Origin of the sequence: Sphingomonas sinipercae, from assembly GCF_011302055.1 — a bacterium.
Taxonomy (GTDB): domain Bacteria; phylum Pseudomonadota; class Alphaproteobacteria; order Sphingomonadales; family Sphingomonadaceae; genus Sphingomicrobium; species Sphingomicrobium sinipercae.
Map to the genome: position 1 here is coordinate 1,268,673 of NZ_CP049871.1, position 24,586 is coordinate 1,293,258.

General features: G+C 64.7%; 20 protein-coding genes, 1 tRNA gene and 1 riboswitch. Of the genes, 10 read left to right on the forward strand and 11 right to left on the reverse strand.

The annotated features are described in order from the left end of the window. Positions 1-41: 41 nt before the first annotated feature. From G7078_RS06670 to G7078_RS06705, 8 genes are all read right to left on the reverse strand, one after another. Positions 42-215 (reverse strand): hypothetical protein, encoded by a 174-nt coding sequence (locus tag G7078_RS06670; protein WP_166094288.1) that lies wholly within the window; start codon positions 213-215, stop codon positions 42-44. Then, positions 212-976 carry an MBL fold metallo-hydrolase gene (locus tag G7078_RS06675; RefSeq protein WP_166094290.1) on the reverse strand — a complete coding sequence of 255 codons (765 nt, stop codon included), beginning with the start codon at positions 974-976 and terminating at the stop codon, positions 212-214. Before G7078_RS06675 ends, G7078_RS06670 begins: the two co-directional genes overlap by 4 nt. Continuing rightward, the gene (locus G7078_RS06680; RefSeq protein ID WP_166094292.1) at positions 973-1,761 is read right to left on the reverse strand and encodes a TatD family hydrolase; all 789 of its coding nucleotides are present in this window, start codon (positions 1,759-1,761) and stop codon (positions 973-975) included. The genes G7078_RS06675 and G7078_RS06680 overlap by 4 nt, the downstream gene beginning before the upstream one ends. After that, positions 1,758-3,254 carry a methionine--tRNA ligase gene (metG, locus tag G7078_RS06685; protein WP_166094295.1) on the reverse strand — a complete coding sequence of 499 codons (1,497 nt, stop codon included), beginning with the start codon at positions 3,252-3,254 and terminating at the stop codon, positions 1,758-1,760. The genes G7078_RS06680 and metG overlap by 4 nt, the downstream gene beginning before the upstream one ends. A gap of 31 nt (positions 3,255-3,285) precedes the next feature. Next, positions 3,286-4,260, reverse strand: coding sequence for a DNA polymerase III subunit delta' (locus G7078_RS06690; RefSeq protein WP_166094298.1), 975 nt, complete (start codon positions 4,258-4,260; stop codon positions 3,286-3,288). Then, positions 4,257-4,883 (reverse strand): dTMP kinase, encoded by a 627-nt coding sequence (gene tmk / locus G7078_RS06695; RefSeq protein WP_166094300.1) that lies wholly within the window; start codon positions 4,881-4,883, stop codon positions 4,257-4,259. Before tmk ends, G7078_RS06690 begins: the two co-directional genes overlap by 4 nt. 6 nt (positions 4,884-4,889) lie before the next feature. Next, positions 4,890-6,071 carry a D-alanyl-D-alanine carboxypeptidase family protein gene (locus G7078_RS06700; protein ID WP_166094303.1) on the reverse strand — a complete coding sequence of 394 codons (1,182 nt, stop codon included), beginning with the start codon at positions 6,069-6,071 and terminating at the stop codon, positions 4,890-4,892. Positions 6,072-6,158: 87 nt separating this feature from the next. Beyond that, positions 6,159-7,298 (reverse strand): lytic murein transglycosylase, encoded by a 1,140-nt coding sequence (locus tag G7078_RS06705; RefSeq protein ID WP_246166284.1) that lies wholly within the window; start codon positions 7,296-7,298, stop codon positions 6,159-6,161. 100 nt (positions 7,299-7,398) lie between these two features. On the opposite strand from G7078_RS06705, the gene G7078_RS06710 reads away from it, so the two are divergent. The 9 genes from G7078_RS06710 (at position 7,399) to G7078_RS06750 (ending at position 20,956) form a co-directional block, all read left to right on the forward strand. Further along, positions 7,399-7,488, forward strand: a tRNA-Ser gene (locus G7078_RS06710). Between the two features lie 144 nt (positions 7,489-7,632). After that, entirely contained in the window at positions 7,633-8,013 is a 381-nt protein-coding gene (locus tag G7078_RS06715) for a BlaI/MecI/CopY family transcriptional regulator (RefSeq protein ID WP_166094305.1), read from the forward strand. Beyond that, positions 8,013-9,869: a M56 family metallopeptidase gene (locus tag G7078_RS06720; RefSeq protein WP_166094307.1), complete on the forward strand. Its 1,857-nt coding sequence runs from the start codon at positions 8,013-8,015 to the stop codon at positions 9,867-9,869. Before G7078_RS06715 ends, G7078_RS06720 begins: the two co-directional genes overlap by 1 nt. Before the next feature lie 177 nt (positions 9,870-10,046). Beyond that, positions 10,047-12,143: a TonB-dependent receptor plug domain-containing protein gene (locus G7078_RS06725; RefSeq protein WP_166094309.1), complete on the forward strand. Its 2,097-nt coding sequence runs from the start codon at positions 10,047-10,049 to the stop codon at positions 12,141-12,143. 51 nt (positions 12,144-12,194) lie between these two features. After that, complete coding sequence (locus G7078_RS06730; protein ID WP_166094312.1) at positions 12,195-14,840, forward strand: BTAD domain-containing putative transcriptional regulator; 2,646 nt, start codon at positions 12,195-12,197, stop codon at positions 14,838-14,840. Between the two features lie 221 nt (positions 14,841-15,061). Beyond that, positions 15,062-17,164 (forward strand): TonB-dependent receptor plug domain-containing protein, encoded by a 2,103-nt coding sequence (locus G7078_RS06735; RefSeq protein ID WP_166094314.1) that lies wholly within the window; start codon positions 15,062-15,064, stop codon positions 17,162-17,164. 71 nt (positions 17,165-17,235) lie between these two features. Next, on the forward strand, positions 17,236-18,426 hold the full coding sequence (locus G7078_RS06740) for an acyl-CoA dehydrogenase (protein WP_166094316.1): 1,191 nt from the start codon (positions 17,236-17,238) through the stop codon (positions 18,424-18,426). A gap of 55 nt (positions 18,427-18,481) precedes the next feature. After that, positions 18,482-19,054 carry a LemA family protein gene (locus tag G7078_RS06745; protein ID WP_166094319.1) on the forward strand — a complete coding sequence of 191 codons (573 nt, stop codon included), beginning with the start codon at positions 18,482-18,484 and terminating at the stop codon, positions 19,052-19,054. A 3-nt stretch (positions 19,055-19,057) separates the two neighbouring features. After that, on the forward strand, positions 19,058-20,956 hold the full coding sequence (locus G7078_RS06750) for a DUF2207 domain-containing protein (RefSeq protein ID WP_166094321.1): 1,899 nt from the start codon (positions 19,058-19,060) through the stop codon (positions 20,954-20,956). A 1-nt stretch (position 20,957) separates the two neighbouring features. Here the strand turns inward: G7078_RS06750 and G7078_RS06755 are convergent, their stop codons facing one another. The 3 genes from G7078_RS06755 to G7078_RS06765 form a co-directional block, all read right to left on the reverse strand. Further along, positions 20,958-21,503: a GNAT family N-acetyltransferase gene (locus tag G7078_RS06755; RefSeq protein ID WP_166094323.1), complete on the reverse strand. Its 546-nt coding sequence runs from the start codon at positions 21,501-21,503 to the stop codon at positions 20,958-20,960. 29 nt (positions 21,504-21,532) lie between these two features. Continuing rightward, complete coding sequence (gene rpmE, locus G7078_RS06760; RefSeq protein ID WP_166094325.1) at positions 21,533-21,763, reverse strand: 50S ribosomal protein L31; 231 nt, start codon at positions 21,761-21,763, stop codon at positions 21,533-21,535. A 97-nt stretch (positions 21,764-21,860) separates the two neighbouring features. Next, positions 21,861-22,397, reverse strand: coding sequence for a DUF6580 family putative transport protein (locus G7078_RS06765; RefSeq protein ID WP_166094328.1), 537 nt, complete (start codon positions 22,395-22,397; stop codon positions 21,861-21,863). Between the two features lie 94 nt (positions 22,398-22,491). Then, positions 22,492-22,637, forward strand: a riboswitch (cobalamin riboswitch). A gap of 90 nt (positions 22,638-22,727) precedes the next feature. On the opposite strand from G7078_RS06765, the gene G7078_RS06770 reads away from it, so the two are divergent. After that, a complete protein-coding gene (locus G7078_RS06770; RefSeq protein ID WP_166094330.1) occupies positions 22,728-24,584 on the forward strand; it encodes a TonB-dependent receptor plug domain-containing protein in 1,857 nt (618 codons plus the stop codon). Positions 24,585-24,586: the final 2 nt, after the last annotated feature.

Here is a 24,586-nt window from a genome sequence, read left to right on the forward strand (position 1 = left end):
CGCAAGTCTGATAATATGCATTATGTAAAGTGATGCAGCCATCAGGGCTTTCCCACCATCAGGAACAGCCAAATTACCAGAATGAAGATCGCCACCCAGGCAAGGATCATCTTTACCGTCGCGCTTGGCTTAAGTCCGCGGCCGATGAGCGAGCTGCCCACGAAAACGGCGGCGACGATACAAAAGACCAGATAGGCCGCCTTGTCGCCGTTCACAGCGCGATCTCCAGTCCGTCGAATGCCGGCGCTGCCCAGTCCGGAAGCTCCGCGACCAGAGTCCGATAGTCCATGCTGTTGTTCATATGGCTCAAGTAGAGCGCACCGATCCGCAGCTCGCGGGCCCAGCCGAGCACCGCGTCCAGGTGCGCGTGCGTCGGATGCGGCCGCCGTTGCAGGCAATCGCAAATCATGACGTCTGCAGCTTCGTACTGCGTTGCCATGTCGGGCGTCATCTCGTGGAAATCGATGGCATAAACCGCCCGGTGGCCGCCTTCCTCGAAGCGCAGGCCAAGCGAGGTGATTTCGCCGTGAGGCTGGTCGACGACGGCCACGTCGACGGAACCGAACCGCGTGAATTCCGCAACATCGCGTCCTTCTACGACCGGAATGTAAAACGACGAAGCATTGAAGGCATAACCGAAACGTTGCCCGAGTTTCCCCACCACATCCGGGCGCGCATAGAGCGGGATCGCGCCACCGGCGTGCTGGGCGACGGTCCGAAGTTCATCGATGCCGTGGCAATGGTCGGCATGGTCGTGGGTGACGACGACGGCGTCCAAAGTGCCGATTTCCGCCGCCAGCAGTTGCTGGCGCAAGTCGGGACCGCAGTCCACCAGCAAGCGCTTACGGCCGCTCTCAACGACCACCGAGCAGCGGGTGCGACGGTTGCGCGGCTCTTGCGGGTCGCACTGGCCCCAATCGGGACCAATCCGGGGCACGCCGGCCGAAGTGCCGCAGCCCAGGATGCGAAGCTTCAAGCGCTCACCGGTGCCGCCCGGTTGAACAGGCGGTAGAAATTGGCGCTCGTGGCGTCGGCGAGCATTTCAGGGCCCTCTTCCCGCAAGCCTGCCACGAATGCGGCCGTATCCACGACGAACGCTGGCTCGCAGGTTTTCCCGCGGTTCGGTACCGGTGCAAGGAACGGCGCGTCAGTTTCGACCAACAGTCGGTCGAGCGGGATTTGCTTGGCGGTATCCTGCAGATCCCGCGCATTCTTGAACGTGACGATGCCGGACAGGGAGATGAAGAAGCCGAGGTCCAACGCCTTGCGCGCCAAGTCGGCCGAGCCTGTGAAGCAGTGAAGCACGCCGCGTACCCCGCCCTCGGCGACCGCGGCTTCCAGCATGGTCGCGGTGTCGTCTTCGGCATCGCGCGTGTGCACGACGAGCGGCAGTCCGGTTGCTCGCGCCGCCTCGATGTGGGCCTGGAACCGGTCGCGCTGGGCGGCGCGGTCGGACTTGTCGTAGAAATAGTCGAGGCCGCATTCGCCGATCGCGATCACGCGCGGATGCTGCGCGGCCTCGACCAGCGCCGCAGCTCCTAAATCGGGGTGCGCATCCGCTTCGTGGGGGTGAACGCCGACGCTGGCCCAGACGTCCGCATTGCGTTCGGCAACGGCAATGACGTCACTCCATTCGCGCTGCCTGGTCGAGATGTTGAGGAAGGCGGTGACGCCGCGGGCACGGGCATTGTCCAGAACTTCGTCCTGGCGCTCGGCAAGGCCCTCGTAAATGAGGTGGCAATGGCTGTCGACGAGCCTCAAGCCCCCTCCTCCATCAGCTCGAGGCGAGGAAAGATCGGCACCGGCTGGGCGATCGGCGCATCGGCCCCGGCGTCAATGATGTCGATCAACTTCTGCGCGGCGGCGGGGACGACGGGCAGAACCGCCTGTGCCAGCTTGCGGACTGCTGCGACCAGCGTCCCAAGCACCTCCGCCATGCGTTTCGGATCCGTCTTGCGAAGGGCCCAAGGCGCGGTGGCATCGACATAGGCGTTGCAGGCGAAGACGGCGCTCATCCACGCTTCAAGCCCGACAGAGAACGCCATGTCCTCGAAGCGCCCTGCCAGGTCGGCGACTGCCTGGTCGACCTTGCCCAGCAACTCGCGGTCTTCCGCTCGCTCACCTTGTTGCGGAAGAACGCCGTCGAGATTTTTGTAAACCATGGATAAAGTGCGCTGCGCGAGATTGCCGAAGCTGTTTGCAAGCTCGGCATTGACGCGGTTGACGATCGCTTCGGCCGAATAGCTCCCGTCCTGGCCGAAGGTTACTTCCCGCATCAGGAAATAGCGCAGCGGATCGACCCCGAACGCATCGACCAGCGCGATCGGGTCGACAACGTTGCCGACGCTTTTCGACATCTTTTCGCCTCGGCTGAGCAGGAAACCGTGCCCGTAAACCTGCTTCGGCAACGCGATTCCCGCCGACATCAGGAACGCCGGCCAATAGACGGCGTGGAAGCGGACGACGTCCTTGCCGATGAGGTGAACATCGGCCGGCCAATAGCGGCGCCAGGCTGCAGTATCATCCGGATAGCCGACTCCGGTGATGTAGTTGGTCAGCGCGTCGAGCCAGACATACATCACATGGTCGTCGCTGCCCGGCACCGGCACGCCCCAGTCGAAGCTGGTTCGCGAGACCGAAAGATCCTTCAAGCCGCCTTCGACGAAGCGCACGACTTCGTTGCGACGGCTTTCGGGGCGGATGAAGTCGGGATGCGCCTGATAATGGTCGAGCAGTTTCTGCTGGTAGGCCGACAGGCGGAAAAACCAGCTTTCCTCCGCCGTCCATTCGACCGGCGTGCCCTGCGGGGACAGCTTCGCACCGCCCTCGCCCGCCACCAACTCGCTTTCTTCGTAGAATGCCTCGTCGCGGACGGAGTACCAGCCTTCGTAACGGTCGAGGTACAGGTCGCCGCGTTCGGCCATCGCGGTCCAGATCGCCTGGCTCGCGCGGTGGTGATCCGGTTCGGACGTGCGAATGAAACGATCGTATGAAACCTCAAGACGATCGCACATCTCCTGGAAAAGTAACGACATTTTGCCGGCAAACTCGGCTGGCGGCACATCCTGGGCACGGGCTGCCTGGGCCATTTTCAGGCCATGTTCGTCGGTGCCGGTCTGGAATCGCACGTCGCGGCCGCGGGCGCGCTGGAAGCGGGCGATGACATCGGCGGCAATAGCCTCATAGGCATGGCCGATGTGCGGCGGCCCGTTGGGATAGCTGATCGCGGTAGTGATATAATATGGGTCGGCCACGGCTGCGCCCTACCCGCGCGGCTTCAACGCTTCAAGGAAGCTGCTTCGGTGCAACCGAGGCAAGGATACCGCCAAGCTGGAACACCGTAGCGGCGGGATCGAGCGAAAGGCGCGGCGCGAGCGCAGCAAGTTCCCGAACCCGTTCGTAGGCGGCGATCGCAGGCCCGCGCCGCTCTGGGGGTAAGCGCCGGCTCTGTTGCACTAGCACTGTCGGCACGAGCTCCAGGAACGCGGCGTAACGATCGCCCGCGCCTTTCCGGCCGAGTTCTTCGGCCAGCTGGACGCGCTGCTGGTTCGTGGCATCGCCGGTTTTCAGGATGGCGACCACCTTTTGCTCCAGCGGCGCTAGATCAAGTGCGGCCATGCCCAGCGCGCGGCCAGCGGAACCGCCCGCAAGGTCAATCAGCCGCTGGCGGTCCGCCGCAGCGATTTCAGGGGCTTGGGCGTCGAGTACTGACGTCATGGCAGCATCATCCAGCTTGCTGAAGTCCAGCCGCCGGCACCGTGACCGGATCGTCGGCAGCAGTCGCCCCGGGGCATGGCTGACCAGGAAGAAGATGGTGTTGGCCGGCGGCTCCTCGAGCATTTTCAGGAGCGCATTGGCACCTTCGCGCTCAAGATCGTCGACGCTGTCGATCACGATCGCCCGCCAGGGGGAGAGCGCGGGTGTCAGGTTGAGGAACTCGCCGAGCTCGCGGACTTGCTTGACGGTGATGCTTCGTGCCAGGCCCTCGCCGCGCTCCTTGGGCAGCCGCTCGATCCAGCGCATGTCGGGGTGGCTACCGGCTTCCAGCAGCTTGACGATCGGGTGATCCGACGGTGCGTCCAGCGCGGCGGCTTCGAAAGACGGTCCCGCAGCTTCCGCGAGCACTCGCCGCGCGGCCAGGCGAGCGAAGTGCGCCTTGCCGATGCCGCGAGGTCCGCCGAGCAGCCACGCATGGTGAAGCTCGCGGCTATCCCAAGCGCGGCGGAACTGCTCGATCGCCTTGTCTTGTCCGAAAATCACGGCAGCAAGTCCGCCAACTGGTCGAGCAAGCGACCGGTGACGGCTTCCGGGGAACCCGAGGCATCGACGAGGCGGACCCGTTCGGGTTCCTCCGCAGCAATCGTCCGGAAGGCCCGCTCGACGGAGTCGTGGAAGTCGGTCGAACGGCCGCCAATGCGATCGCTTTCGCCCGTGTCCCGGGCAAGTGCGCGATCGCGCCCGCCGTCCATAAGCAGGATCAACGTGCGGTCGGGCAGGAAACCGCCACTGCCGAAAGCGTGCAACTGCCGCACCCGATCGATGCCAAGCTCAAGGGCCCCGCCCTGATAGGCCAACGAGGAATCGACGAAGCGATCGCTCAGCACCCATTGGCCGCGATCGAGCGCCGGGCGGATCGTTTTGCCCACATGGTCGGAGCGTGCCGCCGCGAACAGCAATGCCTCGGCCTCAGCCGACCAGCGGCTGTCGTCACCCTCTAGCAGCAATCGCCGGATCGCCTCGGCCCCCTCGCTGCCGCCGGGTTCGCGCGTGGTGACGACGGTGAGGCCGAGCTCCTGTAAGGCCGCGGCCAACGCCCGAAGCTGGGTCGACTTACCGACGCCTTCCCCGCCTTCGAGGCTGATGAAGCGCCCGCGCGCGTTCACGTTCGGTCAGGCCATTCCAAACAGGCTCTTGAACCCGTGCCAGGCGCGGCCGAAGAATCCGGCTTCGCCGACAGCCTCGCCGGCGACCAGCGGCACCGTCTGCGGCGCCGTGTCACCGGTCAGCACGACCAGGTCGGCGATATGCTGGCCCTTGGCGATCGGTGCCTTGATCGGGCCGTTGTAACGGACCTTGACCTGCATCTTGCCGCCATTGACCGACAAGCCTGCGGGGATCGTGACGGCCAGGTCGCGCGGGGCGACCAGCGATACTTCGCTCTCACTACCCATTTGCACCTGCGCCTTCGCGATCTCGGTCCCGGCCTTGAACAGCGGCTTGGCCTGCCAGGCATTGAAGCCCCAGCTGATCAGCCGCGTCGACTCGCTGACCCGGTCGTTCCAGCTCGGCAGCCCCGCCACGACTTCGATCAACCGGCGACCATTCTGTTCGGCCGACCCGGTGAAGCCATAGCCGGCCTCTTCCGTATGGCCCGTCTTCAGCCCATCGGCGCCCGGAACCTTGCCTAGGATCGGATTGCGATTGCCCTGAGTGATGGCGGTGCCTGAACCCAGAGTCTTGCCCCAGGTGAAGCTCAACTGGCCGTAGAACTGCTTGTAGAGCTTGGGATGCCGCTCGATCGTTGCGCGGGCGAGCGTGCCGAGGTCGCGGGCGGTCACATAGGTGCGCCCCTCGTCAGGCCAGCCGTTGCTGTTGCCAAAGTGGCTGTTCGTCAGCCCAAGCGTCCCGGCCAGCGCATTCATCTGCTCGGCAAAGGCTTCTTCGGTGCCGGCAATGCACTCGGCCAGCACCACCGAGGCATCGTTGCCAGACAGCGTGACGATCCCGTGCAGCAGGTTTTCGACGCTGACCTGCTCATTGGCGGAAAGGAACATTGTAGAGCCCGCCGCCGGACCATGCCATTTCTGCCATGTCTCCGGGCGAACGGTGCACATCTTGTCGAGCGGTAGCTTCCCCTGGTCGATCAGTTCGAAGGCGACTTCGGTCGTCATCATCTTCGCCATCGAGGCCGGCGGCATCCGCTGGTCGGCGTTCTTGGCGTAAAGGACAGCACCGGAGCTCAGGTCGATGAGGAAGGCGTTGCGCGCCGTCGTCTCGAATTGCGGCGCCCTGGCCGGCGCTGGAGCGGAAAGCATTGCTGCGGCGGTGATAAGGAAGAATGCGCGCTTCATCGGACTGACCGTGAATCCCTGATCGTTGGCTTGAACGCCTTTCCTACCGCCCGGATCGCGGCACGGCGAGAGGGCTGCGCGGATTAATCAGCGCCGGGCAATGCGATCGGCCAGCAGTCCCACCGACATCGCATAGAAGTTCGAGCAATTGTAATCGAGGATGGCGCGATAGTTGGTGGTCAGCAGATAGCCGCCGGCGCCGGGGCCGTCCGGCTCCATCAGGGTCGCCAGTTCCGTGTCCGGAAGCGTCCGATAGACCGGCGTGACGCCAAGCGCGCGCCATTCGGCGACGGTTAGCCAGCGGCTGTGCCGGCGAAAGACGGCGGCGCAACGCGGTGCATTGAGATGCGACTGGATAGCGGTGCGGTTCAGCGTCGGCGCGACCCGCACCGGAATTCCCCACGGGACATTCGGTTTCCAGCCGGCACTGCGCAGGTAGTTGGCGATCGACGCGAAGGCGTCGTCCTCGTTGCGCCAGATATCGGCATAGCCGTCTCCATCGCCGTCGGCGCGAAGGCGCAGCGCGACGGACGGCATGAACTGCGGATATCCGGTTGCGCCGGCGTAACTGCCCTTCAGCGTCCAGCGCCCCACGCCCTGGTCCAGGAGCCGGAGCGCGGCGATGAACTCTTCCTCGAAAAAGGCGCGCCTTCGCCCTTCATAGGCAAGCGTTGCCAAGGCCGGCAGCAAGTCGAAGTTTCCGGTAACCGAACCGTAACTCGTTTCCTTGCCGTAGATCGCCATGATCACCGCCGGATCGACGCCGAAGCGAAGCTGAATGCGCGACAGGTTAGGCCAATGGGCGGCGTAGCGCGCCTGCCCCCGGGTGATCAGCGACGAGGTCACGTGGTCGCGAATGTAGGGCGCCATTGGCGGAACATAGCTGGTGCCCGCCGTCGATCGCGGCCGCTGCGCGCGGTCGAGCTCGATCACCCGGTTGCTGAGTTCAAGGCCCGGAATCACCGACTGAATGGTCTGCTCCCGGATCCGCGCCGCCCGGGCAAGAGCGGTCAGACGTAGCTTATATTGCTGGAAGGCCCCGCCGGCCGGCGCTGGCTGCGCAACCGGCGGAAGCGCGTTCTGGTGAACGACCACCGGTTGCGCCTGGGTCGCGACCGCTGCCGCTGCCGGAATGGCCGACGCGCGTTGAGCCGCGCCTTGCGCCTGCGCCGGTCCCAGCGCGAGGGGCGCCAGTGCCGCGATCGTCCAGCCTATTTCCCAACGCAAACACACTCTCCCTGCCCGGCACGTAATCAACCGCCCGGCCGGATTGCTGTTCCCTTGCACCGATGCGCATTCCAAACGATAGCATCGCCAGCTTAACCGCGGATGGGTGGCCGAGTGGTTTAAGGCAGCGGTCTTGAAAACCGCCGTGCGGGGAACCGTACCGTGGGTTCGAATCCCACCCCATCCGCCAGGCGCCTGGCGGATTTCTCGGAAGCGCTTGCATAATCAGCAAAATTTGGCACTTTCCATGACCTTTCCAAGCCGCGCATTTCGGGCTTGCAAGGCTACTACAATTGTAGCATTGCTACATATGTAGCGCTTCTAAAGGTGATTCGTGCTCAACAAGATACCTCCCCGCGAACGGCAAATTGTCGACCTGCTCTTCCAACGTGGCGAAATGACCGCGTCGGATGTCTGCGAAGCGCTGCCCGTGCAGCTCAGCGGTTCCGCGGTGCGCGCGATGCTCAAGCGGCTCGAGGACAAGGGCTTCGTCAAGCGCGCCGATTCGGAGCGCGGCTATCTCTATAGCCCCGCGGTTTCCGAGACCGCGGCGCGCAAGTCTGCGTTGAGCGAAGTCGTCCGCGTCTTTTTCAACGGTTCCCCGGCGGGTGCCGCGACGGCTTTGCTGGGCATGTCCGACCGCCTCGATACCGATCAGCTCGACGAGCTCGAGCAGATGATCGCCAAGGCGCGCGCGGACAAGGGAACGAAGTAATGGACACCGTCGTCCTCCTGGCCGCCAAATCTTTCCTGGTTGCCGGCGCTGCGCTGCTTCTGCTTCGACTGATGCGCGACCGTTCGGCCGCGGACCGGAGCTGGATCGCCCACTTGGCGCTGGCCGCCCTCCTCGTCCTGCCGTTAGCGGCTTGGGCCCTGCCCTCCTACGACGTCGCCGGCCCCAGCTTCCTGGTAGGCGAGCCGCAACCGCTACCCGCTTCGGCGCCGATCGAAGTGGCAATCGCTGACGAAGTTTCCACCAGCCTCGCGGCGCCTGAAGCAGCCGCTGCGGCCCCTTCGACACTGTCCCAGGTCGATTGGCCCTTCTGGGGCTATGTCCTGCCCGCGGGCTTGCTGATGTTGCTGACCGCGATCGCGCTTGGCCGGCTGTTCGTGCTCAAGGCCCGCGCGACCGTGCTCGTTGAGCCGCATTGGCTGACCGCCTTGGCGCGGGCGCAGCAGCGCATGGGGTTTAAGCACGGGACGGCCTTGCTGACGAGCGATGAGCTTCCTTCGCCGATCAGCTGGGGCGTGGTCCGTCCGGTGATCCTGCTCAATCGCGACGCCGCCAATTCGCGGGACGAGGCGGAAGCGATCATCACGCACGAGCTCGCCCACGTGGCGAGGCTGGACTGGGCCAAGTTGATGATTTCGCGCCTTGCGGTCGCGCTCTTCTGGTTCAATCCGCTGGTCTGGCTACTCGCCCGCGAAGCCCACCAGCTACGCGAGGAAGCCGCCGACGACGCCGTCCTCGCCGCCGACATTGAAGACACCGACTATGCCAAGCTGCTGGTGGGCGTCGCCCGTCACGAATGTCGCGGCTTGCTAATCGGGGCCCATGGCGTGGCTCCGGGCCGCAACTCCCTCTCGCGCCGGATCAAGCGCGTCCTCGACGTCGCCGCCAAGCGGGCGCCCGGTGGATGGCGCTGGACCTCCGCAGCCGGCTTCTTCGCCGCGGGAATGTCGGTGCCGGTGGCGGCGCTCAACCTGGTCGCTCCAACGGTGGCCGTCGCGGAAGCGCCCCGTCAGTCGCAATCGGACCGTTATTACGGCAGCGCCGAAACGCTCGATACATCAAGTGGAACTGGCGGCCAGGCGGCGGCAATCGCCCAGACGGCGGCGATCGCCGAAACCGCCGCGGCCGCAGCCGAGGCAGCAGCTGCAGCAGGTGTGGCGTCGGTCGCCAGCGTTCCGGAAGGCTTTGTGGCCCGCGCGCCAGGCGGTGCGAGCGTCACAACGCGTGACGGACGGACGGTCCTTCGCAACCCCGACGGCGCCACGGTCACCATCGAAGCGACCGATCGCAACGGCCGGCGGCGGACGGTCCTGCGCGCACCAGGTGGCGCCATGGTCACTTTTGACGACGTCAGGCGCGTGCCAGGGCTGATGGCGGCGGCCCAGCCGTTGCCACGCTCGCCTCGCGACCGGGCGGATCGGATGGTCGACATGGCTGTCGCTGGTGTCACGCCCGCTTACGCGGCGTCCATTCGTGCTGCTGCCCCGCAGCTTCGCAACGTTAGCGACGACGAGCTGATCGATTTGAAAGCGCTCGGGGTTAATTCCAACTACATCCGGGACCTTGCTGCGGCGGGCTTCAAAAACCTCAACGCAGATTCGATAACGGATGCTCGCGGCGCAGGCCTGACAGGCCAATACGTGCGGGAAATCGCAAAGGCCGGATATGCGAACCTCAGCCTTGATGAACTGACCGAGATGCGAGCTGTCGGAGTGACCGCGGCATACATCCGCAAGCTGCGCGCTGCAGGATACTCCGGCCTCTCGGTCGACAAGCTGGTCGAACTTCGCGCGGTCGGGGTCGGCCACAACGACGCGCCTGACGACGACGGCGGCTGATCGCCAAAGGCTTCTGTCGTCTACTTAAAAGCCAGGCGTCACACCGGATCAGTCGGTTCTGCCGCCCTGGCCTCGGCAAGCTCATTTAATTTCAAACCAGCGGCGTCGAAGCGGCACCATCCTCGGCGTCGATAGAAGGCCTGCGCCAGTCCAGATTAGAGTTTCAGGGGGGATGTTATGATGCGTATCTATCGGGCCAGCCTGCTTGCGAGCGCGATCGCTTTCGCACCGGCAACTGGCCACGCACAGGCGTCCGAGACGCCGAGCGACCCGGCCGTCGTTCCGGGACCGGCGGCGACGCCCGTGCTCGGCAAGCGGGTCTACGTTGTTGGTGACTTTGCGCGGTACGCGCCGAAGACAGCTTACGACCTGTTGCAACAGGTGCCGGGCTTCACGATCCGCTCTGCAAGCCAGGACCGCGGCCTCGGCCAGGCTTCCGAAAACGTACTGATCAACGGCCAGCGCGTCGCCAACAAGTCCGGCGGCGCAATCGATCAGTTGCAGAATGTGTCGGTGAACAGTGTCGAACGGATCGAGATTGTCGACGCATCCGCCCTGGGCATTGCGGGACTGTCGGGCCAAGTCGCGAACGTGGTCTTGAGCAGCGCTGCCAAGCCTTCGGGCAATTTCGAATATGCCCCTTCCTTCCGGGCCCATTACACGAAGCCTGCCCTCTTGGCGGGGTCGGTCAGCTATTCGGGCAAGTCGGGACCGGTCGATTACACGCTGTCGGCGAAGTATAATCCCGGACGCGGAGGTTTTGGCGGCCCGGTCCTGATCTACGACGGGAACGGCGTGCTTACCGAGACTCGGGACGAAGCGTATTTCTCCCAGTTCGAGCAACCGGTCTTCCAGGCGAAGTTCGGCTTGGACGGACCCGGCACTTCGATCGGAAACCTCACCTTGGGTTACGGCCCCTATTGGGGTCCAGGGCGACAGCTCGACCGGCGAGTTTCAGTCAGCGGTGAGACGAGTGCCCGGGATATCAGGACGACCAACACCGGATATGTGTTCGACGCCAATGCGGACTATGAGTTCGCGTTCGGGCCGGGCCGGCTGAAGGTCATCGGCGTTCGCCACTTCGACCATGAACCGCTGGTCAATACGCGGGTCGATACGTTCGACAGCGGAGCGCCGGCGCAAGGCGTCCGGTTCGATCGCAACACCCGCATCGGTGAATCGATCGGTCGCGGTGAATATTCCTGGAAAACGGGAAAGAACGACTGGCAGGTCTCAATCGAGCGGGCGTTCAATTCGCTCGACCAGAAAGGAAGGCTTTTCCTGCTCGATTCATCGGGCGAATTCGTCGAGACCGATTATCCGCAAGGGACTGGCAAGGTGACCGAGGTTCGTTACGAAGCCATCGGCACTCTCAGCCGGCCCCTGACCTCGAACCTCGACCTGCAAGTGGCCGGCGGCGCCGAGGTATCGACGCTCGACCGGGTTGATGACGACCAAGCGGCGCGCAAGTTCTTCCGGCCCAAGGGCAGCCTGACGCTGGGCTGGCGCCCGGCCAACGGCTGGGATGCAAGCCTGAAAATCCGCCGGCACGTCGGGCAGATCAGCTTCTACGATTTTCTCTCCCAACCGAAGCTTAGCCAGGACAAGGAAAGCGCCGGCAATCCCGACCTCGTGCCACCGCAAAGTTGGCGGCTCGATACCGAAGTAGGCCGCGATCTTGGGCCCTGGGGTAAAACCAGGCTCAATCTCCATTACTACCGCGTTGAAGACATCGTCGACGTCATCCCCATTGGCGTGGGCGGCGAAGGCGTCGGCAACCTGCCCCGCGCGGACCGGCTTGGGTTTGAAAGCATCAGCACGATCCAGTTCGACCCGATCGGATGGACTGGCGGCAAGGTCGACCTTTCATTCGGTGCCGAGCGTACGTCCGTCCGAGATCCGCTCACCGGCGAGAAGCGCTCCATCAGCGGGGTTCGCGACCGCTGGATGAGCTTCGAAGTCCGGCATGACATTCCGCGCACGCAGATCGCCTGGAACGCCTTCGTCAATCACAACCACTATGGGCGCTACTATTATCCGACCGAGATCTCCCAGAATCTCGATCTGCCGTGGATCGCAGGATTTGGAGTCGAGCATAAGAACATCCGCGGCCTTGCGGTGCGGCTCTCCGTCGACAACGTCCTTAACGGCCGGCACCTGGTCGATCGGATCGTTTACGAAGGATATCGCAATCAGACCCCGGTCTCGTACCGGCAAAAGCAGGACCAGCTCGTCGGCCCCATTTTCAACCTCAATATTCGCGGCAGTTTCTAGATTGGCGGGCGGCTGGCAATCCGTCTTGCCGCTAGCTACCGTCCCGAACCGATGGCGGATCAGGGGAAAAGCAGGACTCTATTGTGGCCGAGCGACCTTGCGCTCGACCTGCTGGGCCCTGTCCGGCTTCGCAACCTAGCCGGCGAGGACCAAACTCCCCGCTCACGCAAGGCCCGCGCGGTGCTGGCTATCGTCACGCTTTCGCCGCGGCCGGTTCCGCGCGAGGTGCTCGCCGACCTGCTTTGGGGCGACCGCGGAGACGAGCAGGCCAAGGCGAGCCTCAGGCAGTCACTCTATGAGCTTCGCCAACTTGGCGCCGCCGGATATCTGAACATCAGCCGCGAGGCCGTGGCACTGGGCACGAAGCGGCTTCAGACGGATGTGGGCTTGCTTGAACGGCAGGCCGACGGCAACGATGCCGACGCGCTTATCGAGAGCCTGCGCGGCGTGTCGATGCCGATCCTCGGGTCGATCGACGACTTGAGCCCGCAACTCGACAACTGGCTGCGCGAAGCGCGAAGCTCGATCATTCGGCAGATTACCGGGCACGGCGAGCGTGCCGCAAACCATTGCATCGCCCAAGGCGACGGACGACGGGCCCGCCTCCTTGCCGATGAATTGGAACGTCTCGATCCGCTGGACCAGGACGCTGCACGCATCGGAATCATGGCCGATCTTGCGTGCGGGGACGAAGCGGCGGCCAGACGGCGATTCAAGCGCATCGACCAGCGGTTGCGGGAAGAACTGGGGTCGCCCGCTTCGCCCGACCTGTCCGTCCTTCTCGGCCCTTGCGGAAAAGCCGAGACGCGCGGCGAGCCTAAGCCGCAGCAACTGACGGCACCCGACGAAGCTCGCCAGGCACGTCCCTGGCAACGCCGCCGGCTTTCCGTCATCGTCGTCCTCATCGCTGCCTGCGCCGCCGCGCTCTTCGGCGTGTACCGCGCCACCTTGCGCGCCGAGACCCCGACGATCGCCGTGCTTCCCTTCGACGAGGTTGGCGGGAAGCAGGGTTACTTCGCCGCCGGCGTGTCGGACGAAGTGCTCAACCTGTTGTCCAACCAATCCAACCTGAAATTGATGGGACGGCTCACGGCCCAGGAGATCGGCGAGCGCCCAAATCCTATCGAGGTCGCCCGCGACCTTGGCGTGACACACTTGCTGGATGGAAGCATTCGAAGCTCCAGCGACCGGCTCTTGGTCATCGTCCGGCTAACGCGGGTCGCAGACGGCGCCCAGCTGTGGTCGGAGCGCTACGAGCGCCGCGCCGGCGATATCTTCGCTGTGCAGGCGGAGATCGCCAAGGCCGTCGCCGGACGCCTGTCCCGGTCGCTGATGCCCGCCGTCCAGCACCCGACCTCGCCGGTCGTCTACGAGCTCTATCTCGCCGCTCGCCGATTAGCGCGGGAGCGCCGCGACCTGACGTTGACGGAAGCCGATCGCCTGCTCCGCCGAGCCATCCGCCTCGACCCCAATTACGCGCCGCCATATGCGGAGCTCGCACAGGTGCTCATGCTGCGAAGCGACCACCCGACGGCTTATGGCACCATCCCGATCGTGCAGGCGCAGCAGGAAGCCGGGCAATTCGCGCGCAAGGCGATCGCGCTCGATCCCAACCTTGGCGACGGCTACGCGGCCTTGGGCCTCATTTCGCTCAACCTCGACGGGCATTCCGAGCCGTATATGCGCAAGGCCGTGGCACTGAGCCCGCAACGGCCCGAGTTCCACCGCTGGCATGGCGAAACGCTGGCCGCGCTCGACCGCAATGACGAGGCGGTGGAGGAGTTCCGCCAGGCGGTGGAGATCGATCCCCTGTGGGGCCTCAACTACGACCACTTGATCGGCGCCCTCTTCGCCGTCGGCCGAAACGACGAGGCGCGCAGGCAGGTGCAGCGTTTCCTTGCGCTAAGCACGGACGCGCGCGCGAAGAACCTGGTCGTGCTCTCCCTTCGCAAGCTGCAGTCGGATCTCGCCGGCCAGCTGCAAGCGGCCCGCGCCTTGTGGAAAGCTTATCCGAACGAGCGCCAGATGCGCTTCAACCTCGCCGCGATCCTCGCCCAACTGGGCGAGCGCCGCCAGTCGGCCGATCTGGTCGGCTTCGACCCATTAGCCAAGGCGGCCTTGACCGGCGACGGCGCCGAACTTGAGCGGCAGTCCGAGAAACTTGGGGCAAGCTTCTGGAATCAATCGCGGTTGTGGAATGCGACCGCGCTCCTGATTAGGGACGGCCGATCCGCTGCCGTCGTTCGCTTCTACGATCGCAACCGCAACGACCTGGCCAGCAATAACGGCGGCGAAATCGCCGTTCCCGAAGCCATCGTCGCCTTGCGCAATACGGGCCGGAACGCCGACGCCGCGGCCCTGCTTCGCCAATTGGAAGCAAGCAATGCGCGCTTGCCCAACAAAGGATTCCTGCAGAAACGAAAGGTCGTCAGGCAGGCGGCGATCGCGGCCCTCAACGGCGATGACGCGCAGGCGTTGGCCTTGCTGGACGCGGGGTCCCGGCGCCGGCCGTTCGACCTGATCGGCATCCCGGCAGCTTCGATCCGCTTCGATCCGGTCTTTGGGCGACTGGCGGACAACCCCCGCTTCGATCCTATCGACGATCGCATCTTGCAGGCCGTGAACCGTGAGCGCGCCAGGGCCGGGCTGCAGCCGCTCAGCCGCGAGGCCTGGCGCAGAGACAATCTGACGATTTGACGAACAATTGACGGTGCTTTCACGAAAGCGCTGACGCTGACCCGCTAGCGCGCTTTTTCGCAAATCAACTCGCGGAGAGTGCGTTCATGAGTGCCATCGACCCCGTTCGTCGAACTTGGGTAGCGGAAAATCAGGATCCGGAAACACTTCGCCCCGCCCAATTGCGGAGGTTCCCGATCCAACGCCGATCTTCCCTGGCCCTGACCGTCTCGCTCCTCGCCTTGACGTATCCCGGTCCCGCGCTCGCACAGACGGCGACGAACGCCGCGCCCAGCGCCAACGGCGCCCGGACGACGATTTATGACGCCGCTTTCTTCGCGCCGTTCGCGCCGCGCACCGCGCTGGACATCGCCCGCCGAGTTCCCGGCTTCACGCTGGATCTTGGCACCGGCCAGGGCGATGACGACGCCGATGTCCGGGGTTTTGCGGGGACTGCGGGCAACGTCGTATTCAACGGCGCACGCCCTAGTTCCAAGGCGGAATCGCTGGAAACCCTCCTCGCCCGGATACCTGCGCAGCGCGTGGTTCGGGTCGAGGTCGGGTCGGGCGACCTGTTCGGCTCCGATTATTCCGGGAAAAGCCAGGTCATCAATATCGTTATGTCGGCCGAGGCCGGGGTCGACGCCAATATCACCGCGTCCGTGCAGCGCCGCTATGAGGGCACGATCAACTCGGACATCTCGGCTTCCGCGCTGCTTCGCCGCGGCGCTTCCACGATCAACGTGTCCGCCGGAACCGGGCGCAACCATGAGATGGAGGAAGGCACCGATACGGTGACTGGTGCGGTAGCCGGGGAGTTCCGCGAGTTTCGCCGCAAGTTCAATGACATCTTCAACCGCGATCCCTACGTCGCGGGCAGCTGGGCTCTGGAGCGCGAGTCCGACAATGCCCTGCGGTTCAATGCCCGCTGGCAACCGAGCCGCCTGGATCTGTTTCAACGCAACCGCGTCACTCCGGCCAACGGCGCGCCGCATGATGACGTGCTCGTCCAGCGTTACCGGCGCCCGGTCATCGAGGTCGGCGGCGACATAACGCGCCCGCTTGCCGGCGGCGCAATGAAACTGGTCGCGCTCGCCACCCGGCGCAAGCGCACCGACTTCGAAGCCTATGACCTGCGCGATGGGCTGGAGAGCGACGGCGCCACTACCATCGGCGGCTACGAACAGACGCTCGATGCCCGTCGTGACGAGACGATCGGCCGAGTTAGCTGGACCCGCTCCAACCTTGCCGGTTTCTCGGTGGAGGCCGGCGCCGAAGCCGCACTCAACACGCTCGACAGCTCGCTGCTGGTTTACGAAATCGACGAGAATGGCGAGAAAATCCCGATCGACCTGAACATCAAGGATGCCCAGGTCCGAGAAACGCGCGGCGAGCTGTTTTTCAGCGCCGGCCGCAACCTTTCGCCCGCGCTTCGGATCGACGGCGGCGTCAATGTCGAATTTTCCCGCCTGAAAGTCCGCGGCGATGCCCAGGCCGACCGCAAGCTGCGCTTCCTGAAGCCCAACCTGGCCGTGGACTGGAAGTTTGGCGGCGGCTGGCACAGCCGGCTGTCGGTCCGGCGCACGGTCGCCCAGCTCGATTTCTACGACTTTGTCAGCGCGGTCCAGCTTTCGACCGATCAGTTCAGCGCCGGGAACGAGAATCTGCAGCCGCAGCGGACCTGGGAAGTGCGGTTGCTCGCTGAGCGCCCCATCCTTGGCGACGGGCTGATCAAACTCGACCTTGGCCACGACCGGGTCAGCATGCTTCAGGACCGCATCCTGATCTTCGACGAGGATGGAAAGGGCTTCGACGCGCCGGGTAATCTGGGCCGCGGAACCCGTTCCTTCGCGACCCTGACGATCGACGCGCCTTTGTCGCGGCTGTGGTCGGGGCTTCGCGCAAAGTTCGACGCCACTGTCCAGCGCACGCGGGTCGAAGACCCGATCTCCGGCGAAGACCGCAACTTCAGCGGCTTTTTTCCCGATTGGACGTGGCGGGTCGATGTCCGCCGCGACGCCGACCGCTGGTCCTACGGCCTGGCGCTAGACGATCGCAGTTCGATCACCTTCTTCCGGACCGATGAATTCGATGCCAACTTCAACGGCCGGCCCTATACCAGCGCTTTCGCAGAATTCCGGCCCTCCGCTCGAAGCTCCATCACCTTCGACGTCGACAATTTGCTCGAATCGGTCGGCAGCCGTTCGCGCCGGTTGTTCAGCCCGAACCGGGCGGAGCCGACGGATATCGAGGACGAGTTCCGTGAGCGTAATCGCCACGCCAGTTTCCGAGTGACGCTCAAACACAGCTTCGGGGGCGGCGCGGCCGCCTCGCCGGGGAACTGAACCGGGACTGGCGGACGGGCCGCCGCCTCGCTAGAGGCGGCGCATCCGTTAACTTCCAAGGCGATCCTCGCGTGGGCGAACCGAAACTGCTGCCGTTCGATTGGGCGGACCCATACGATCTTGATGGACAGCTGACCGACGAGGAACGGCTCGTCCGCGACACTGCCGAGGGCTACGCCCAGGAAAAGCTGCAGCCGCGGGTGATGAAGGCCTATATGGACGAGCAGTTCGACCGCTCGATCCTCAGCGAAATGGGCGAGCTCGGCCTGCTCGGCGCGACCATCCCAGGCGAATATGGCGGCGCCGGCCTTGGCTACGTCAGCTACGGGCTCATCGCCCGCGCCGTCGAGCGCGTCGACAGTGGCTATCGGTCGGCGATGTCGGTGCAGTCCAGCCTCGTGATGTACCCGATCTTCGCTTACGGGTCCGAGGAACAGCGGAAGAAATACCTGCCCGGCCTCGCCAGTGGGGATCTCGTCGGCTGCTTCGGACTGACCGAGCCCGATGCCGGCTCCGACCCTGGCGGCATGCGCACGCGCGCCGAAAAGGTCGATGGCGGCTACCGCATCAGCGGCAGCAAGATCTGGATCACCAACTCACCGATCGCCGACGTCTTTGTCGTCTGGGCAAAGTCCGATGCGCACGGCGGCAAGATCCGCGGCTTCATCCTGGAAAAAGGCATGGCCGGGCTGTCGGCGCCGAAGATCAACGAGAAGCTGTCGCTTCGGGCCTCGATCACCGGCGAGATCGTGATGGACGAGGTCGAAGTGGGCGAAGACGCACTCCTCCCCAATGTCGAAGGCCTCAAGGGACCGTTCGGCTGCTTGAACCGGGCGCGGTACGGCATTGGCTGGGGCGCGATGGGCGCGGCGGAATTCTGTTACGCGGCGGCGCGTCAATATACGCTTGACCGCAAGCAGTTCGGCCGCCCCCTCGCTTCCAACCAGCTGGTGCAGCTCAAGCTTGCCAACATGGTGACGGAAATCACGCTTGGGCTGCAGGCGGCGCTCCGTGTCGGCCGCCGCCTCGAAGCTGGCGAACTAGTCCCTGAAACAATCAGCCTCATCAAACGCAACAATTGCGGCAAGGCGCTGGAGATCGCGCGGACCGCGCGCGACATGCACGGCGGCAACGGCATCTCCGCCGAATTCCACGTCATGCGGCACTCCGCGAACCTGGAGACGGTCAACACCTACGAGGGCACGCACGACGTCCACGCGCTGATCCTTGGGCGAGCGATCACCGGCCTTTCCGCCTTCTAGCCCTGTTTACATTTCCGGCGTAAGATCGGCCCCGGGGTTTTAGGGGGCATTGTCCATGAGTCTTACGGGCTGGATCATCGTCGGCGTAATCGTCCTGCTGCTGCTTTACGCGGTCGCGGTGTACAACCGGCTCGTACGGCTTCGCGCGCTGGTGAAAGAGGCCTTCAGCGGCATCACCGTGCAGCTGCGCCGCCGGGCCGATCTCATCCCCAACCTCGTACAGACCGTCCAGGGCTATGCGACGCACGAGCGGCAGGTGCTGGATGAAGTCATCGCCCATCGGGCCGATGCGACCAAGGCCGGAACCGTCGAAGGCACCGCGCAAGCGGACGCGCAGATGACCAGCCTGCTCGGCCGGCTGATGGTGGTTGCGGAGGCCTATCCGGACCTCAAGGCCAACACCAACTTCCTTGAATTGCAGCAGCAGCTCGAAACGATCGAGACGGAGCTGCAAAGCTCGCGGCGCTATTACAATGCGACGGTGCGCGATCTGAACATGAACGTGCAAAGCTTCCCGCCGGTCCTGGTTGCCCGGCCGCTCGGCTTTTCGGAAGGGCCGTTTTACCAGGACGACGACCAGTCGATCCAATCGGCGCCGAAGGTCTCGTTCCCCGCCGCTACGGCCTGACTAATGCGCCTCATCAAGGCGGTCCTGGCCGTTGCCCTGCTCGCTTGCGCGGTGCCGGCCGCGGCCCAGGAGCGGATCACCCACTTCCTTAGCGACGTTCAGGTGCAGCCCGACGGTGCCCTCGACGTTACCGAGACGATCGACGTGGTCGCCCAGAACCAGCGGATCAACCACGGCATCTTCCGTGATTTTCCGACCCGCTACAAAGGCCGGCACGGCAGCCAGGTCCGGGTCGGGTTCACGCTCGGCGCGGTCACCCGTGACGGCAAGCCGGAGCCGGCCAAGGTGGAGCCGATCCGCAACGGCGTTCGCATCCGCATCGGCGATGCGGAAACGATCGTTCCCGAAGGGGAACACCGTTACGTCCTCCACTATCGAACCACGCGCCAAATCGGCCGGTTCAAGGATTTTGACGAACTGTTCTGGAACGCGACCGGCAACCGCTGGGTGTTCCCGATCGAGACGGCACAGGCTCGGATCACCCTGCCCAAGCAGGTCCCGTTCGGGCAGCGGGCCATTTACACCGGAGCGCAAGGCAGCCGGCAAAGCAACGCCATGGTCGCCAGCGAACGCCCAGGCGAAATACTATTCGAAACGACCGCCCCGCTTCAGGCTAACGAAGGTTTGAGCGTGGCGGTCGCCTTTCCCAAAGGCATTGTCGGGCCGGAAAGCGGCGAAGAGCGCACCGCCAATTGGCTTGCCGACTACGGCCCCCTGATCGTCGGGGTTGCAGGTTTGCTGGGCCTGCTCGGTTTCTACTACGTCGCCTGGCAGCGCGCGGGGCGGGATCCGCGGCCTGGCACCATCGTCCCGCTATTCTCTCCGCCCGACGATTTGTCCCCACCTGCCGTGCGCTACATTTGGAAAATGGGGCTCGACGACCGGGCCTTCGCCGCTGCGCTGGTCGATGCCGGGGTCACGGGTCACGTCCGGATCAGCGAGGAGGATGGCGGCTGGCTGTCCGCAGACAAGCGGCGCCTCACGCGGTTCGAATCGACGACTCCCCTGCCCGCGCCTGAAGAAGCGATGCTCGGCAAGCTGCTCAGTCCCGGCGAGTCGATCGCGATGGAGCAGAAGAACCACACTTACTTCGGCGCTGCGAAAAAGGCGCTGACCGAAGCGTTGAAGGACGCGTACCAGGGCAAGTTGTTCAACCTCAATTGGGGTTGGGCGTTCGCTGGGCTCGCCATCTGGGCGGCGGTGATGTGGCTTGCCGCTGCTGCCATCGTCGCTGCGACCGGGGTGTTCGACCTGCTGGCGGTCGGCGTAGCGTTGGGCGCATTGCTGAGCACCGCTTTGCTGTTGCTTGCGGTGCAGACCATGGAAGCGGTCGGCAAATGCCTCCTGGTCATACTCGCCTTCGCGTTCGGTGCGCTTGGCCTGGCGTTGGCGATGCCGATCTTCTTTGCTGCGCTGGAGCTTGGTTGGTGGCTGCCGCTCGTCATTCCGGCGCTTGGCTTTGCGGTCGTCATTTCCGGTTTCTTCTGGATGGGGGCGCCGACGCGTGAAGGCCGGGCGGTGCTCGACCGGATCATGGGCTTCCGCCAATATCTGTCGATTACGGAACGGGAGCGTCTCGACCGGATGATGCCGCCCGACGACACGCCGGAGTTGTTCGAACGCTACCTTCCGTACGCGATCGCGCTCGGCGTCGAAAATCGCTGGGCCGACCGCTTCAAAAGCGTGCTTGCGGCCGCTGCGGTCGAAGGGAAGCAGGGTTTCGCTTGGTATAGCGGCGGCAGCAGCCCGTGGCGCGATACCAGCAGCTTCGTCAGCAGCGTCGGCTCGTCGCTTGCCACCACCGTCAGCTCAGCCTCGACCGCACCCGGCTCGAGCAGCGGCTCGGGCGGTGGCGGTTCGTCGGGCGGCGGCGGCGGCGGTGGCGGTGGCGGTGGCTGGTAACTCACCGCGCACGGCGGTTGAGGACCAGGGTGCGCTCGTTGTGATACCGCGTTTCGCCGACATGCTCGAACCCTAAGCGTTCCGCCAAGCGGATCGACGGGACGTTCGACGGCGCGATGATTGCCCACAGCGGGGTTGGCGCGAGGTTCGCCTCAATCCAATCGATCACCGCTGAGCAGGCTTCGGACGCGATCCCCTGCCCGTGCGTATCGGCCGAGAAGATCCACCCCATCTCCGGTTGCTCGCCAAACTCCGGTTCGAGATCCCGCCAAGCGGTGAAGATGCCGACGTTGCCGATCAGCTTGCCGTCGCTTTTGCGCTCAACCGCCCAAGTGCCGAAGCCGTTGAGCTGCCAACCGCCGACCGCGGCCGTCAGCCGTCGCCAGCATTCTTCCGCCCCAATCGGCTCCGGCCCGAAGTGCCGGTGCACTTCGGGCTGCTTCATGATGGCATGCCAGGGGCGGAAATCTTCCTTGCGCCACGGGCGCAGGATTAGTCGCTCGGTCTCGATCCGCGGCGCTTGGCGGACCAAGCGGGTCGTGCTCACTTGCCGCTCGGACAAGCTCCGCGCGTCGCTTACTTCTTGCCGAGGCTCAGGCCGCCGAAGCGCTTGTTGAAGCGCGCAACCTGGCCGCCGGTGTCGAGCAGCTTCTGGTTGCCGCCGGTCCAGGCCGGGTGAGCGGTCGGATCGATGTCGAGGTGCAACGTGTCGCCTTCCTTGCCCCAGGTGGAGCGGGTCTGGAACACGGTGCCGTCGGTCATCTCGACGTTGATCATGTGATAATCGGGATGGGTATCGGACTTCATCTGCTTATTCCTTGAAATTGGCTGGTTTCCGACCAGCCCCAAAAGGTCGCGCGGCCCTTATCGCGAAGGGCCGCGAGTTGCAACTGAACGCTTGGGTTCAGGCCGTCGCGGCGACCGGCCGTTCGCGCAGGATCGGCACCGCCCGCTCCAGCAAGGCGAACCCGCCGAACAGCAGTCCGGCAAAGAAAAGGTCCCCGGCAACGGTGTTCTGGAAGAACGGAATGGCGGCCGCATAGCAGGCCACCAGGCCAGCGGCCGACTTGGGATACATGTCCATCATCAGCCATGTGCCAAAATTGCTCAGCACGAAGAACAAGACCGAACTTGCCAAGGCGCCGCCCGCGACCTGCAAAACCGACCGGCGGCTGGAAATCACCCAGCCAATCAGCACGGTGATTGCTACGGCCAGGTAGACGAGCGAGATGCCGGGGTAGAAGCCGAGGACCGCATCGCTGAGCAGGAGCGCACCGAACGGTGCGACGAAGCCCAGGGTGCGGCGCGGCAGGTGAGCCCCGCCGAACAGCGCGATCGCTGCGATTGGCGAGAAATTGGCCGGATGCGGCAACAGCCGGAACATGGCCGCGGCAAGGATCGCCGTCACCAATACGAGAATTCGCGTGTTGTTCGCCGTCATCGAGCCTGCCTTGTCCTTCGGCGGAGTTCATAGCGGAGCAGCGCCGCCGCGCAAACCCGCCGCTGCCGCGTTGACACTCGGGCTGCCGCGAACGTAGTGGCCTCCTCGACGAGGTGCCGCCCACAAGCTTGCTTGGCGGGGGCGGTTAAATGGGAAGCCGGCGCAATTCCGGCACTGTGCCCGCAACTGTGAAGCCGACCTTCGGCCAAGTCAGGAACCTGCCCCGTCAGTCGTCCGCACCCGGCCGGGACCAGCCACCGGTGCGTGGCGCTCTGCGGCCAGTCGCAGGGCACCTCCGAGGCGACATTCGTGTCGTTCAAGGAGGTCCAGATGATTCTATTGTTGCTCGCCCAATCCGCCGCAACGCCGCCCTTCACGACGAATCCCGACGAGATCGTCGTCGTCGCCTCGCGCGCGCCAGAAGAGCAAGCGGACGCCGCTGCAAGCGCCAGCGTTACCGACCGGGAACGGATCGAGCGGCTCGGCTCCCCGCTGGTGGACGCAATGCTTCGGCTGATCCCGTCCGCCTCGATTGCCACCAGCGGCCCGGCGGGGAGCTTCACGGAAGTCCGAATCCGTGGATCGGAGGCGAACCACACCCTCCTGTTCCTCGACGGCATCCGCGCCAACGACCCCGCGGCCGGCAACGCCGCTCGCTTCGAGTTGCTGAACAGCGACCTGGTGTCGCGCATCGAGGTCGTGCGCGGACCTCAGTCTGCCTTGTGGGGATCCGAAGCAATCGGCGGGGTTATCGCGGTCGACGGCTCAGCTTCGGACCAGGAAGGCTTTGCAGCGAGTAGCGAGGCGGGGTCATTCGGGTTCGCCCGCGCGAGCGGCAACGCATCGGTGCGGACCGGACCGGTCCACGTAAATGCCGGCGCCGCCTGGCAGCGAGCGACGGGCATCGACAGTTTCAGCGGCCTGGGCGACCGGGACGGCTACCGCAACCTGTCGGGCCGGCTACGCGCCACATGGTCCTTGTCGCCGGATATCGAAGTCGGCGTCTCCGCGTTCAGCCTGACTGGTCGCACCGAATATGACGGCATCGATCTCCTCACCTTCATCCACTCGGACACGCTCGACGTTACCCGCAACCGGCTCTCCGCCGGACGGGTTTGGGCGCAGGCCGGGCGCATGGACCAAGGCTTCCGAGGGATCGTGTCGACCTCCCTTCTTGGATCGTCGAACCGCAACGCGCTCGACGGGGAGGAACTGAACCGCACGAAAGGCCGGCGATGGACCGCTTCCGGGCAGTTCGAATATCGCTTCTCCACCGGCGCCCTCGCCCACACCGCGATCGTCGCGCTCGACCATGACCGCGAGGACTTTGGCGCCCGCGATGTCCTCTACGGCGGCTTCACCAACCAGGACCGCAAGCGGACTCACGATGCGATCACCGCCGAGTGGCGAAGCGAAGCGGCGCCCGGCGCGATCGATGTCGCCGTCCGGAAGGACCGCTTCAGCGATTTCAAGGACAGCACGACGCTTCGCGCGTCCGTTCTTGGCCGAGTCAGCGGGAATTGGTCGGTTGCCGCCTCTTACGGCGAAGGCATCGCCCAGCCGACGTTCTTCGACCTCTACGGCTTTTTCCCAGGCACTTACCTGGGCAACCCCGACTTGAAACCGGAACGATCGCGCGGATACGAGGCTTCGTTGCGCTACAGGGATTCCCGTCTGTCGGGGTCGCTGACCGCTTTCCGGCAGCGCCTGGAGGATGAGATCGTCGACGATCCCACCTTCACCAGTACGCTGAATTCGACGGGCATAAGCCACCGGTCGGGTGTCGAGGCGGAGCTCGCCTGGAAGACGAGCGACCGGCTTCGCCTGTCCGGCAATTACGCCTATTTGAAAGCCGACCAGCCGACCGATGCAGGGGTGCAAGCCGAATTGCGCCGGCCGCGCCACAGCGGCTCCGTCACGGTAGACGGGCGTATGTCGCGCTGGAGCTATGGAGCGTCGGTCAGCTATGTCGGCGCGCGGCGTGACCGGCAGGAGCTTCCGCCTTACGCCATTGTCGGGCTCGACCGGTACATCCTCGGCAATGCCAGGATTGCCTATCGCCTTTCACCCACGCTCGACATTTTCGCCCGCGTGTCGAACGTCTTTGACGAGGATTATCGCGACGCTGTCGATTACCGGACTGAGGGGCGCGGTGCGTTCGCCGGCATACGGCTGACGCGCTTTTAAGC